At 61.3% G+C, this 12,931-nt stretch carries 10 protein-coding genes; 6 read left to right on the forward strand and 4 right to left on the reverse strand.

The genetic code is table 11. The features are described from left to right. Positions 1–56 precede the first annotated feature (56 nt). From hslV to LXM96_RS09430, 5 genes are all read left to right on the forward strand, one after another. Positions 57–581, forward strand: coding sequence for an ATP-dependent protease subunit HslV (hslV, locus tag LXM96_RS09410; protein WP_239998194.1), 525 nt, complete (start codon positions 57–59; stop codon positions 579–581). 70 nt (positions 582–651) lie between these two features. Further along, entirely contained in the window at positions 652–1,959 is a 1,308-nt protein-coding gene (hslU, locus tag LXM96_RS09415) for an ATP-dependent protease ATPase subunit HslU (protein ID WP_239998195.1), read from the forward strand. Positions 1,960–2,161: 202 nt separating this feature from the next. Then, positions 2,162–3,076 (forward strand): DUF1402 family protein, encoded by a 915-nt coding sequence (locus LXM96_RS09420; RefSeq protein ID WP_394801926.1) that lies wholly within the window; start codon positions 2,162–2,164, stop codon positions 3,074–3,076. 44 nt (positions 3,077–3,120) lie between these two features. Further along, the gene (locus LXM96_RS09425; protein WP_239998197.1) at positions 3,121–4,524 is read left to right on the forward strand and encodes a cytochrome P450; all 1,404 of its coding nucleotides are present in this window, start codon (positions 3,121–3,123) and stop codon (positions 4,522–4,524) included. Between the two features lie 71 nt (positions 4,525–4,595). Then, positions 4,596–6,767, forward strand: coding sequence for a malate synthase G (locus tag LXM96_RS09430; protein WP_239998198.1), 2,172 nt, complete (start codon positions 4,596–4,598; stop codon positions 6,765–6,767). Between the two features lie 55 nt (positions 6,768–6,822). On the opposite strand, the gene LXM96_RS09435 is transcribed toward LXM96_RS09430, so the two are convergent. Next, positions 6,823–7,485: a L,D-transpeptidase gene (locus LXM96_RS09435; RefSeq protein ID WP_239998199.1), complete on the reverse strand. Its 663-nt coding sequence runs from the start codon at positions 7,483–7,485 to the stop codon at positions 6,823–6,825. Between the two features lie 176 nt (positions 7,486–7,661). On the opposite strand from LXM96_RS09435, the gene LXM96_RS09440 reads away from it, so the two are divergent. Then, positions 7,662–8,150 (forward strand): MmcB family DNA repair protein, encoded by a 489-nt coding sequence (locus LXM96_RS09440; protein ID WP_239998200.1) that lies wholly within the window; start codon positions 7,662–7,664, stop codon positions 8,148–8,150. A gap of 6 nt (positions 8,151–8,156) precedes the next feature. Here LXM96_RS09440 and LXM96_RS09445 read toward each other — a convergent pair whose 3' ends face one another. The 3 genes from LXM96_RS09445 to hrpB are packed head-to-tail and all read right to left on the reverse strand — an operon-like array spanning position 8,157 to position 12,638. Then, a complete protein-coding gene (locus LXM96_RS09445) occupies positions 8,157–8,723 on the reverse strand; it encodes an ActR/PrrA/RegA family redox response regulator transcription factor (RefSeq protein WP_239998202.1) in 567 nt (188 codons plus the stop codon). Positions 8,724–8,765: 42 nt separating this feature from the next. Then, a complete protein-coding gene (locus tag LXM96_RS09450; RefSeq protein ID WP_239998237.1) occupies positions 8,766–10,100 on the reverse strand; it encodes an ActS/PrrB/RegB family redox-sensitive histidine kinase in 1,335 nt (444 codons plus the stop codon). A 57-nt stretch (positions 10,101–10,157) separates the two neighbouring features. Continuing rightward, positions 10,158–12,638, reverse strand: coding sequence for an ATP-dependent helicase HrpB (hrpB, locus tag LXM96_RS09455; protein ID WP_239998203.1), 2,481 nt, complete (start codon positions 12,636–12,638; stop codon positions 10,158–10,160). Between the last annotated feature and the right edge of the window lie 293 nt (positions 12,639–12,931).

Here is a 12,931-nt window from a genome sequence, read left to right on the forward strand (position 1 = left end):
CAACCGAGGCGGAAACGCCTTCTGACAACGCCCCCCAAGGGGCCAACAGGTGCAAGATGACGACGATTATTACGGTCCGGAAGGGTGGCAAGGTGATCATGGCCGGTGACGGCCAGGTGAGCCTCGGCCAAACGGTGATGAAGGGCAATGCGCGCAAGGTGCGCCGCATCGGCAAGGGCGAGGTCATTGCGGGATTTGCCGGTGCTACCGCTGATGCCTTCACGCTCCTCGACCGGCTGGAAAAGAAGCTTGAGCAATATCCCGGCCAGCTCATGCGGGCGGCCGTCGAGCTCGCCAAGGACTGGCGGACCGACAAGTACCTCCGCAACCTCGAGGCGATGATGCTGGTGGCCGACAAGAGCATCACGCTTGCCGTCACCGGCAATGGTGATGTTCTGGAGCCGGAGCATGGCACGATCGCCATCGGCTCGGGCGGCAACTACGCCTATGCCGCCGCTCGCGCGATGATGGACAGCGAGAAATCTGCGGAAGACATCGCCCGCAGCGCACTCAACATCGCGGCCGAGATCTGCGTCTACACCAACCATAACCTGGTCGTCGAAACGCTCGACGCCGAATAGCAGTATCTTGAAACGAGGATCCGCCGGCCCGGGCTTGTGAGCCGGCCGGGCAGGACGCCCAGAGGAAGCCATGACTACATTTTCACCCAGAGAGATCGTCTCCGAACTTGACCGCCACATCATCGGTCAGCACGATGCAAAGCGCGCGGTGGCGATTGCGCTCCGCAACCGCTGGCGTCGCCAGCAGCTGGACGACAGCCTTCGCGACGAGGTGATGCCGAAGAACATCTTGATGATTGGCCCGACGGGCGTCGGCAAGACGGAGATCTCCCGCCGCCTCGCAAAACTCGCCGGTGCGCCGTTCATCAAGGTGGAAGCGACCAAGTTCACCGAGGTCGGCTATGTCGGCCGCGACGTGGAGCAGATCATTCGTGACCTCGTTGAAGTCGGCATCGGCCTGGTGCGCGAGAAGAAGCGTGCCGAGGTCGAGGCCAAGGCGCACATGAGCGCCGAAGAGCGGGTGCTTGACGCCCTGGTTGGCGCAACGGCATCGCCTGCAACCCGCGACAGCTTCCGCAAGAAGCTCCGCAACGGGGAACTGGACGACAAGGAAATCGATATCGAGGTGGCGGATACGGGATCGGGCATGCCCGGATTCGAGATCCCCGGCATGCCGGGCGCCAACATCGGCGTGCTGAACCTTTCCGAAATGTTCGGGAAGGCTCTGGGCGGACGGACGAAAAAGGTGCGAACCACCGTCTCCAAGTCCTACGGAGAATTGATCCGGGACGAGTCCGACAAGTTGATTGACAATGAGGTGATCCAGCGCGAAGCGGTTCGCTCCGTGGAGAATGATGGCATCGTTTTCCTGGACGAGATCGACAAGATCGCGGCACGTGACGGAGGTCTCGGCGCCGGTGTTTCCCGTGAGGGAGTCCAGCGCGACCTGCTGCCGCTGGTGGAGGGAACGACGGTTGCCACGAAGTACGGACCGGTCAAGACGGACCATATTCTTTTCATTGCGTCCGGCGCCTTCCACGTCTCCAAGCCCTCCGACCTCCTGCCGGAGCTGCAAGGGCGGCTGCCGATCCGCGTTGAGTTGCGGCCGCTGACGAAGGAAGACTTCCGCCGCATCCTGACAGAGACGGAAGCCAGCCTCATCCGCCAGTACAAGGCGCTGATGGAGACGGAGCAGATGAATCTTGACTTCACTGAGGATGCGATTGATGCGCTTGCCGATGTCGCCGTCCAGCTTAACTCCTCTGTCGAGAACATCGGTGCCCGCCGCCTTCAGACCGTCATGGAGCGCGTGCTGGACGAGATCTCCTTCAACGCGCCGGACCGGGCCGGCAGCACGGCGATGATCGACGCCGGCTATGTGCGTGAACATGTCGGTGATCTGGCAGCTGACACGGATCTTTCTCGCTACATTCTGTAAGCGTTGCGCCGAAGCAACGCCATCTTCTGTCGTGGCGTTGCTAACGGTAAATTGAGGCGAACAGCCTCGACAGCGTGCCTCCCTTTCCCATAAGGGGGCACGTTCGCACGGAGCGTATAGCGTCGCAGTGCGTTGTTGCAGTGACGTATCCGGCACCTCCGGTTGCCGACTTCGCGGATTCTTTATCTTGAAGGAACTCTTCCTGGCCATTCTTTTGGTGTTGAGTAGCACATCGCTAGGCGATGCCGCTGGGCTTCGCCCCGTTCCGGAAGGCAATCGCCACGTGGAGCAGCCCAAGGTGCCGGGCGCATCCGTGCGGCGCACCCGCGCTGGCCGCACGACCTTTGACGACAAGTATGACAAGATCCGGGACCTGCTCGGCAAAGACAAGGAACTCATCCGCAAGATCAAGGCGACCGCGTCCGATTATCGGATCGATCCTATCCACATGGTGGGGGCAATCGTCGGCGAGCATACCTATAATGTTGATGCCTATGACCGCCTCCAATCCTACTATATAAAGGCCGCCGCATATGCAGGCGATCGCTTCCGCTTCAGCTACGACGACGAGACGATCAGCGAGTTTGTTGCACGACCGCAGTTTAGCAAATGCGAGGGCGAAGATGGCAGCTACGGCCTGTGGACCTGCCGCGAAGCGATTTGGGAAGATCACTTCCGCGGACGCACGGTCGGGGGGGTATCTTTCCCTGATAACAGGTTCAGTGCCGTTTTCTTTCAACCCTTCTATGCCGGCCAGACCTTTGGCTTGGGGCAGGTGAATCCACTGACGGCTCTGATGCTGTCGGACATAGTTTCCAAGACTTCCGGTTATCCTAAACTGGACGAGAAGGATGCCGCCGCCGTCTACGAGGCGATCATGGATCCGGACAAGTCTTTGGCCTACATGGCAGCCGGAATTCGCAAGTCTATCGACGACTATGCCTCCATTGCCGGCGTGGACATTTCCACCAACCCCGGTATCACAGCCACACTCTACAATACCGGCGGCTCGCATCAGCGGGCCGCCGCCCTGCGCGCGCGTGGCGGTATGCCGACGGAGAACTACTATGGCTGGCTGGTCAACAATAAGCTGGAAGAGTTGAAAAACCTGCTCTGACGCCTGATATTCCTTCTTCGGAAACCAGCATCAGGAGGGCAGGCATGGACACGCGCCCCGAGCCGTTCGTTCCACCAGCTCCCATCCCGCGCACCGTTCCGCCCTCAAGGCTGGAAATTATCCGCACGGTCTTCAACAACCCACTCGAGCTTTGGGGCGAACCTTCCTACACACTGCCGTGGATCGAAACGAAGTTCCTCAAGGAGCGGACCCTGATCGTCAACGACCCGGGCCTCATCCGTCATGTGCTGGTCGACAATGCCGCCAACTACGAGATGTCGGAAATTCGGCAGTTGATCCTTCGGCCGATCCTGCGGGATGGTCTCCTGACGGCGGAAGGCCCTGTCTGGAAGCGCTCCCGCAAGGCGATGGCGCCGGTTTTCACGCCGCGGCACGCAAAGGGCTTTGCGGGCCAGATGCTTCGAAAGTCCCAGGAATATGTTGAAAAATATGCCGGTATCGGGGAGGCAGGGGAGGTTTTCGACATTTCGGTCGACATGACAGAAATCACCTTCAACATCCTCTCGGAAACCCTGTTTTCTGGGGAGATCGTCACCGAAAGCAACGATTTCTCCGATGACGTTGACAGCCTGCTGCACCGCATGGGCAGAGTTGACCCGATGGACCTTTTGCGGGCACCGCCCTGGGTGCCGCGCGTGACCCGCATTGGCGGCAAGCGGGTGCTGGGGAAATTTCGGCAGATCGTTGCCGACACAATGGCGCACAGGCAACAAAAGATGCGAGAGGATCCGCACAACGTCCCGCAGGATTTCCTGACGCTGCTTCTGCAACTTGAGGGGCCGGATGGCCTGACGTTGGAGGAGATCGAGGATAATATTTTGACCTTCATAGGCGCCGGTCACGAAACCACCGCAAGGGCGCTAGCATGGACCCTCTACTGTGTCGCCAACAGTCCGCACATCCGCGAGCGCATGGAAAGCGAAATCGATGAAGTCTTGGCGTCCGGCGCGGAGCCGGTGGAGTGGCTCGATCGCCTGCCGATGGTAAAGGCGGCATTCGAGGAGGCGCTGCGCCTGTACCCTCCTGCGCCCTCGCTCAATCGCGCGGCGATCGCCGATGATGAGTGGGTTAGCGATGACGGAAAAACGGTAAAGATTGGTGCCGGCGTGACGGTGCTGATCATGCCTTGGACACTGCATCGCCACCAGCTCTATTGGGATAACCCACGGGCGTTCGTACCGGAACGCTTCCTGCCGGAGAACCGAGGCAATATCGGCCGCTTCCAGTATCTCCCTTTCGGGGCAGGTCCACGCGTATGCATCGGCGCAACGTTCGCAATGCAGGAGGCTGTCATTGCTCTGGCTGTCCTGATGAGCCGTTACCGCTTCGACGTAACGCCGGAGACGGCCCCTTGGCCGGTACAGAAATTGACGACACAGCCAAGGAACGGCCTGCCGATGAAGGTCAGCCCGCGCCTTCGCCCATAGGCGCATTGACAGCTGTGGCTACCCGCGCAAATTGGCGACAATAATAATGAACGGCAATGGAGGAGGCTTGCATGGAGCGCATCGACAAGAACGGGATCGCAATAGATGAAAAACTCTATGACTTCCTGGTGAAGGAGGCGATACCGGGAACCGGCGTCGATGCAGAGCGCTTCTTCTCACAGTTTGCCCAACTGATCCACGACCTTGCGCCGAAGAACCGGGCGCTGCTGGCCAAGCGCGACGAGATGCAGGAAAAACTGGACGAGTGGTACCGTCGCAACGGTGCCCCTGTCGATCTCGCCGTCTACGAGAGCTTTCTGCGCGAGATCGGCTACCTTGTGCCGGAGGGACCCGATCTCCAGATCTCCACCGACAAGGTCGATCCGGAAATTGCCGCGATCGCCGGGCCGCAGTTGGTCGTTCCAGTGATGAATGCGCGCTATGCCTTGAATGCGGCGAATGCCCGCTGGGGCTCGCTCTATGATGCCCTTTATGGGACCGATGCCATTGCGGAGGATGCTGGCGCCGAGAAATCAGGCACCTATAACCCCGCGCGTGGTGCCAAGGTCATCGCTTGGGTGCGCGAGTTTCTGGATTGCTCTGCCCCGCTTTCCGGCGCAAGCTGGAGCGACGTAACCTCGTTTGTCGTTGCAGCCGGCCGCCTGACGGCCGCAGGACCCGAGGGTCGTACGGTTGAACTTGCTGATCCCTCCCAGTTTGCAGGTTATGTCGGAGAGGCGTCTGAGCCCACAAGCCTCATTCTCCGTAGGAATGGCCTACACATCGATATCAGGATCGATCCTACAACGGCGATTGGCAAGGACGATTCGGCAAAGATCTCCGACGTTCGGCTGGAGTCGGCAATCACCACCATCATGGACTGCGAAGACTCCGTTGCTGCGGTCGATGCCGACGATAAGGTCCTCGTTTATCGCAACTGGCTCGGTCTGATGAAGGGAGACCTGCAGGAAGAGGTGAGCAAGGGGGGACGAACCTTCATTCGCAAACTGGAGCCGGACCTTTCCTACAAAGCGCCCAATGGCGACAGTGCCACCCTCAAGGGCCGCTCCCTGATGCTGGTACGCAATGTCGGCCACCTGATGAGCAATCCTGCGGTTCTGGACCAGGACGAACGGGAAGTTCCCGAGGGTATTCTCGATGCCATCGTGACGGGGCTCATCGCGCTGCACGACATTGGGCCTAATGGCCGCCGCCAGAACTCGCGCACAGGTTCCATGTATGTGGTGAAACCGAAGATGCATGGACCGGAAGAAGTCGCCTTCGCCTGCGAAATCTTCGCACGCGTGGAAGAAGCCCTTGGCATGCCGTCCAACACCATCAAGATGGGCATCATGGACGAAGAGCGCCGCACGACGGTCAACCTGAAGGAATGTATCCGGGCCGCCCGCGAAAGGATTGTCTTCATCAACACCGGTTTCCTCGACCGCACCGGTGACGAGATTCATACTTCCATGGAAGCCGGCCCGATGATCCGGAAGGGAGACATGAAGCAGGCCGCCTGGATTAGCGCGTACGAGAACTGGAATGTGGACATCGGCCTCGAATGCGGTCTTTCCGGTCACGCACAGATCGGCAAGGGCATGTGGGCTATGCCGGACCTGATGGCGGCCATGCTGGAGCAGAAGATCACCCATCCGAAGGCTGGCGCCAACACAGCCTGGGTTCCGTCGCCGACTGCCGCAACGCTGCATGCCACGCATTATCACAAGGTCAACGTCGTGGAGGTTCAGGCGGGGCTGAAGAGCCGAGCGCGTGCGAAGCTATCCGACATCCTGTCCGTGCCGGTTGTCACGCGTCCGAACTGGACCCCGGAGGAGATTCAGCGCGAGATCGACAACAACGCCCAGGGCATCCTCGGCTATGTCGTCCGCTGGATCGACCAGGGGGTAGGGTGCTCCAAGGTGCCCGACATCAATGACATCGGGTTGATGGAAGACCGTGCAACCCTGCGCATCTCCGCCCAGCACATGGCAAACTGGCTTCATCATAATGTGGTGACCAAGGAGCAGATTGTGGAGACGATGAAGCGGATGGCCGCCGTGGTTGACGGACAGAACGCTGACGATCCGCTTTATCGTCCGATGGCGCCCGATTTTGATGGTTCCATCGCGTTTCAGGCAGCACTGGATCTTGTCTTGAAGGGCCGCGAACAGCCCAACGGTTACACCGAACCGGTCCTGCACCAGCGTCGCCTCGAGCGGAAGGCGAGGCGACAGGCTTAACGGAAAAAGCCGCCGGAGCGATCCGGCGGCTTCTTCGCTTCTGGCCTTCGATGGGTCACTGGACGACAACAACCTTGGCGTTTCGGCCTGGACGGACGCGCTTGTAAAGATCGATCACGTCCTGGTTCATCAGGCGAATGCAGCCCGAGGACGCCGCCGTACCGATGGATGACCACTCGGGCGTTCCGTGAAGACGGAAGAGCGTGTCCTGGCCCTTCTCGTTGAACAGATACATGGCGCGGGCACCGAGCGGGTTGTGGAGGCCCGGCCCCATGCCCTCCTCGACGTAGCGTGCAACATCCGGCTTGCGCTCGGCCATTTCCTTGGGGGGGTGCCAAGTCGGCCAAGCCTGCTTCCAGGCAATATAGGCCTCGCCGGACCAGGAAAAACCTTGCTTGCCAACGCCGATACCGTAGCGGACGGCTTTTTTGCCCGGCAGGACATAATACAGGAAGCGCTCACGGGTGTTGACCACAATGGTTCCTGGTTTTTCGTTGGTCGCGTAATCGACGATCTGGCGATGGAATCGTTTGTCCAGCCGGCTGATCGGGATAGCCGGAAGCGCATAGCCCGCATCAGTGACGGCCCCGTAGGAATCAGTGAAGATCCCCTTGGTCTCGACACGGGCCGCTCCCGGCGCTGTGGATGTGGTGGAGCACCCGGCCAGGATAACGGACGCCAGAAGGCCGAGGGCGAGCATGCTTGTGCGGATGCGCATGGAATTGTCTCGTAAAAGGGATAAAGCGATGAAGGCGGTGCGCCCGCCTTTATGGGAGCGTTATTTTCGAATAGAACAGGCTTGGCAAGTCGCTGCGCCGTAGGTCACTGCGGTGAGCGCAGAAATCACGGCGGCACTGCCCTTTTTGCAACATCCGCGCAGATCGATCTGGACCCATGGCCATTGTCAACGTAACCGACAGCAATCCGCTCATCGATGGCCGCCAGTCTAACCGCGCGATGATGGTGCGCCGGGGCCTACAGGTCCTTCTCCACGAGATGCGCCACGCGAGCTTGCCGGAATTGGTGCTCCCTAACGGGCGACGCGCGGACCTTATGACGATTTCAGAGAAGGGCGAGGTCTGGATCATTGAGATCAAGACCTCCATCGAGGATTTTCGCGTCGACCGCAAATGGCCCGACTACCGCACCTATTGCGACAGGCTTTTCTTCGCCACACACCGGGACGTGCCGCTGGAGATATTTCCGCAAGACTGCGGGCTGTTTCTGTCGGACGGCTATGGCGCGCATCTGATGCGCGAAGCGCCAGAGCATCGGCTCGCGTCCGCGACCCGCAAATCCGTCATGCTGAATTTTTCGCGCGTTGGCGCCCGGAGGCTGACCTTGGCAGAATGGGCGACCGGAAGAAGCTTCGAAGACACCTGATCGCTGTCACTTCGGCGCCCGCTTCGCTAATATCCGCTGCAGCGTCCGCCGGTGCATGTTGAGACGACGCGCCGTTTCCGAAACATTGCGCTCACACATTTCGTAGACGCGCTGGATATGTTCCCAGCGGACCCGGTCTGCAGACATCGGGTTTTCCGGCACCTCTGCCTTTTCACCCGGGCGCTGTGTCAGTGCATGAAAGATGTCGTCCGCATCGGCGGGCTTGGCAAGGTAGTCGAGCGCGCCGAGCTTTACCGCCGTCACCGCCGTTGCGATGTTTCCGTACCCAGTCAGGACAATCACTTTCGTGTCCTGGCGGCGTTGACGAATAACCTCGATGACGTCCAGCCCGTTGCCATCGCCCAACCGCAGATCGACGACGGCATACTTCGGCGCATTGCCTCGAGACTTGGCGATTCCTTCTGCCACGGACTCCGCAACCTCGACCGCAAAACCGCGGGCTTCCATGGCGCGGGCCAGCCGCCGCAGGAACGGCCCGTCGTCATCAACGATCAGCAGGGTAGGATCCGGCCCAATCGAGTTCTCCGCGGCGGCTTGTACTATTGTTTCCATCTCTCTTCTCCAGAAGCAAATGCGGCTCAAGCCGTGTAGGGCCTAGCCTTCCTCCAGCATGGATCGCGGCCACTCTATCCGGATCCTGGCGCCCGCTCCGCCACCATCTCGATTCTCGAAGCGCAGCCGCGCCCCTGACCTCTCGAGCAGGGTTTTTGCGATGAACAGGCCGAGCCCAAGCCCGCCGGCGCGCTCGTGCTCCTTGTTTCGTCTCGTCATATAGGGTTCCCCGATGCGATATAAAATATCTGCCGAGTACCCTGCTCCGTCATCTTCGATGATCACAACCACGCGCTCTGAATTATGCTCAGTCGTCACCGTGACCTGGCTTTTCGCATAGTCGACGGCATTTTCGACCAGGTTCCCCAGTCCGTAGAGGACACCGGCGTTGCGGTAGCACACAGGTTCCTTCGCCGGGTCTCCCTTTTGGGCAAGTGTGATCTCGATGCCGAATTCGCGATGCGGTGCGGCTACCTCCTCGATCATAGAGGACAGGGGAAGGCGCCGCATGTGTTCTTCGCTGGCAGCCGAAAGAGATGTCAAACGCTTCAGGATGTCGCGACACCGCTCGCTCTGACTGCGCAAGAGCTGGACATCCTCCCGCAGCCGCTCGTCGTTGCCGAATTCCCGCTCCATCTCCTTGGCGATCACGCTGATCGTGGCCAGCGGTGTCCCCAGTTCGTGCGCGGCAGCTGCCGCGAGGCCATCGAGTTGCGACAGGTGCTTCTCTCGCTCCAGCACAAGCTCCGTTGCCGCAAGCGCATCCGAAAGGAGCCTCGCCTCGTTGGAGACCTGATAGGCATAGAAGGCGGCAAAGCACATCATCGAGGCGATCGCGCACCAGATGCCCAACTGCATGACCGGCTGCAGCCTCAACGCCTGGCCTGGATACCAAGGAAGGTCAAAAGGCGAAAACGCAAGTGCAGTCGTGCAGGCAAGCGCGAGGATGATCAGAGCCAGCGAGTGGCGCAGCGGCTGTGAGGCGAAGGAGATGATGACGGGAACGCAGATGAGCGGTGCAAAGGGATTGGCAAGGCCTCCGGTGATGAAGAGAAGCCCTGCCATTTGCAGAAGGTCGAAGCTCAAAAGTGCAAGCGCCGCCTTCGGTCCGAGGCGTTGCGCCGGCGGGAACCAGAGCGACAGCATGATGTTGCCGACGGCCAAGGCTGCGATGAGGACGCCCGCCTGCGTCAGTGGCAGAGGGAAATCGAGCACGAAGCTGACGGCAAGGACCGTCACCGTCTGGCCCGCAACGGCCAGCCAACGCAGCCGCACCAGCGTCTGCAGACGGAATCTGCGGCTGGACGATCCAAATTGCGCGTGGCGCAAGGAGGAGTGGCCGTCTTCTTCGCCTTGGCGGCTGACGTTGCTTTGCATCTGGTTCATTCTCGGGTCCATACCGCCTCTCGTTGCCGTCCAAGAGAGGGCATTCTGTCACGTCCGGCGCGGCTTCGCACGCGTCGTGGGCGCCGCTTCGGCCGGATCGTCCGGCCATGGATGCTTCGGGTAACGGCCCCGCATCTCGCCGCGCACTTCCCTCCATGAACCCGCCCAGAAGCCCGGAAGATCACGCGTCGTCTGGATCGGCCGATGGGCCGGCGATGTGAGTTCCAGCACCAGAGGCAGGGACCCACCCGCGACGGAAGGATGCGTCTTCGTCCCGAACAGCTCCTGTACACGGATTGCAAGAACCGGCTCGTCGCCATCATAGCGAATTGGATGGCGCTGACCGGTCGGCGCCTCGAAGTGAGTCGGTGCCAGTCGGTCTAATTCACGTGATAGCTCGAACGGGATGAGCGACCGAAGCCCTTGTACGAGTCCACCCGCATCGATTTCGTCAAGCCGTGTCTTGCCTCCCTGGAATGGCACGAACCACTCGTCGAGGCGCTCAACCAGCGCATCGTCGCTCATGTCCGGCCAAGGCTCGCCGATCGTGCAGTGAAGAAGGTTGATGCGTTGACGGAGGTGGAGCACATCCTTCGGAAAGGCCAGAGCCCCAATCCCCATGTCTCGGACCCCCTGCGCCAGCGCACGCGCCGCCAGCTCGCCGCGCGGCTTCGGCAGGGGCGATTCCGCCAGCACCAGAGCACCCAGTCGCGTTTGCTTGCGCGCGCGGACCTCCCGCGTTGCGGGCTCAAAGGCGCAGTCTTCGGCCTGGTGGATGAGATCCCCCAGGCAATCCTCGACGTCTGCGCGCGTGACCTCTGCTGCGGCGAGGATGCGAGCCCGGGCAGCGGCCCCGGTCAAGTCGGCGACCACAAGCAGGGACGAGGTCGCCAACCTTTCCGTCTCCGGAAGTTCCGCCCCGCGTCCATTGGCGAGAAGAAAGCGGCCCCGGCCACCGCGCTGCGCCGCCACCCGGTCCGGAAACCCATGCAGCAGCAGGCGGCCTGCCGCGGCCTGACCTTGTGCCTGCGGGGCTTTGGGAAGGGTCTGGGCGATCCGCGTCGAGAGCGAGCGGGCGGCCTCTGCTCGGCTGCCGTTCTCCGTGCGAAAACGGCGAAGTCTGTCATCGAGATCGACGTCACTGCCACCGAGGCCCTGTTCGGTCAAAAGCACGGCCAGCTGCGATGCCGCATGTCCGAACCCTTCGGCTGCTGCCGAAATGACCATCGCCGCCAGACGCGGCGGCAGTGCAAGGCGCCGCATGAGTTTTCCCTTTTCCGTCAGCGTCAGGTGGTCGTCCAGCGCGCCCAGATGGGTCAACAGGTTGCGAGCTTCGGAGAGTGCCGCTGCCGGCGGCTGGTCCAGGAACTTCATGTCCTGCGGATTGCGCACCCCCCAGTACGCGAGATCCAATGCCAGCTGGGACAGGTCGGAAGACAGGATCTGGGGCGGCGTGAAGGCGCGAAGAGCTGCCGTTTGTCCGGCGTGCCAGAGACGGATGGCCGTGCCGGCTTCGGTTCGTCCGGCGCGTCCAGCCCTCTGTTCAGCCGAGGCCCGCGACACCCGCACCGTCTCGAGCCGTGTTGTTCCGGTTGCTGGTTCGAAAACCGGCAGCCGCTGCAGGCCGCTGTCGATGACGATTCGCACGCCGTCGATGGTGATGGATGTTTCGGCGATCGAGGTGGCGAGCACGATTTTGCGGCGGCCTGGCGCCGCCGGTTGAACAGCGAGATCCTGCGTCTTTTGGTCCAGATTGCCGTAAAGCGGGACAACTGTGGTAGCGGGGTCGAGCTTCCCTTCAAGCCGTTCCGCCGTACGCAGGACCTCACCCTGACCTGGGAGAAAGGCGAGAATGGAACCGCGCTGGCTGCCATGCGCGGTGATGATCGCGCGCGCCATCGAGTCCTCGATGCGCTCGCCTGCAGTGCGCTCGCGATGCTGGACTTCGACCGGAAAGCTGCGCCCTTCGCTGATGATGACCGGAGGGCGGTCGAGCAGCTCCGCGACCCGCTCCGTGTCAAGTGTTGCCGACATGACGAGCACGCGAAGATCCTCGCGAAGTCCGGCCTGGACGTCGAGTGCCAGAGCAAGGCCAAAGTCCGCCTCGAGCGAGCGCTCGTGAAACTCGTCGAAGATCACCATGGAGATGCCGTTCAAGTCAGGCCGCTCCAGAACCATCCGTGCAAAGACGCCTTCTGTCACCACTTCGACGCGCGTGTGGGCGCAGACGCGGCTGTCGAGCCGCATGCGGTAGCCCACGGTTTCGCCTGGCGTCTCTCCAAGCAGATCAGCCATCCGCCGGGCTGCCGCCCGTGCAGCCAGCCGCCGCGGTTCGAGCATGATGATTTTGCCAGCGCACCACGCCTCGTGCAGGAGCGCGAGCGGTACGAGCGTCGTCTTGCCAGCACCCGGCGGCGCTGAGAGAACCGCACGGGTCCCTGTTCGCAATGCGTCACATAAGTCCGGCAGGACGGTAAGAACGGGCAGCTGCGGCAACTGGGGTTTGTGGGAGGGCGGTGTCTTCGTCATGATCCGTCTTTGCTTGCTTTCATCCGTGCGCGCGTTGACCCGGTTCCTCACGCACGTGCCATAGGCGGTGATCTTCCATAGCCCTATGTTCCTCCCGTATTCAACGGCGGGAGGCGAGCCGTCCGCCCATGTCGGCCGACTGGACGAGGACCGCCGTCGTTCATGCCACGACAGCAAGGCGTCGAGTGAGGAGATGAGAAAAATGACAGATTTTTGAAAAACCCCGTTGACTTGTTTTGGTGTGTGGGCTTATAAACCGCTCACCAACGAGGGCGGCGGCGCTGCTGGCGACG

Source organism: Rhizobium halophilum (assembly GCF_021648825.1).
GTDB lineage: Bacteria > Pseudomonadota > Alphaproteobacteria > Rhizobiales > Rhizobiaceae > Neorhizobium > Neorhizobium halophilum.

What these genes read in the sequence shown, in the direction of transcription:
- hslV (WP_239998194.1), top strand. Translation starts at nt 57, where the DNA reads ATGACGACGATTATTACGGTCCGGAAGGGTGGCAAGGTGATCATGGCC.
- hslU (WP_239998195.1), top strand. Translation starts at nt 652, where the DNA reads ATGACTACATTTTCACCCAGAGAGATCGTCTCCGAACTTGACCGCCAC.
- LXM96_RS09425 (WP_239998197.1), top strand. Translation starts at nt 3,121, where the DNA reads ATGGACACGCGCCCCGAGCCGTTCGTTCCACCAGCTCCCATCCCGCGC.
- LXM96_RS09430 (WP_239998198.1), top strand. Translation starts at nt 4,596, where the DNA reads ATGGAGCGCATCGACAAGAACGGGATCGCAATAGATGAAAAACTCTAT.
- LXM96_RS09435 (WP_239998199.1), bottom strand. Translation starts at nt 7,485, where the DNA reads ATGCGCATCCGCACAAGCATGCTCGCCCTCGGCCTTCTGGCGTCCGTT.
- LXM96_RS09440 (WP_239998200.1), top strand. Translation starts at nt 7,662, where the DNA reads ATGGCCATTGTCAACGTAACCGACAGCAATCCGCTCATCGATGGCCGC.
- LXM96_RS09445 (WP_239998202.1), bottom strand. Translation starts at nt 8,723, where the DNA reads ATGGAAACAATAGTACAAGCCGCCGCGGAGAACTCGATTGGGCCGGAT.
- LXM96_RS09450 (WP_239998237.1), bottom strand. Translation starts at nt 10,100, where the DNA reads ATGCAAAGCAACGTCAGCCGCCAAGGCGAAGAAGACGGCCACTCCTCC.
- hrpB (WP_239998203.1), bottom strand. Translation starts at nt 12,638, where the DNA reads ATGACGAAGACACCGCCCTCCCACAAACCCCAGTTGCCGCAGCTGCCC.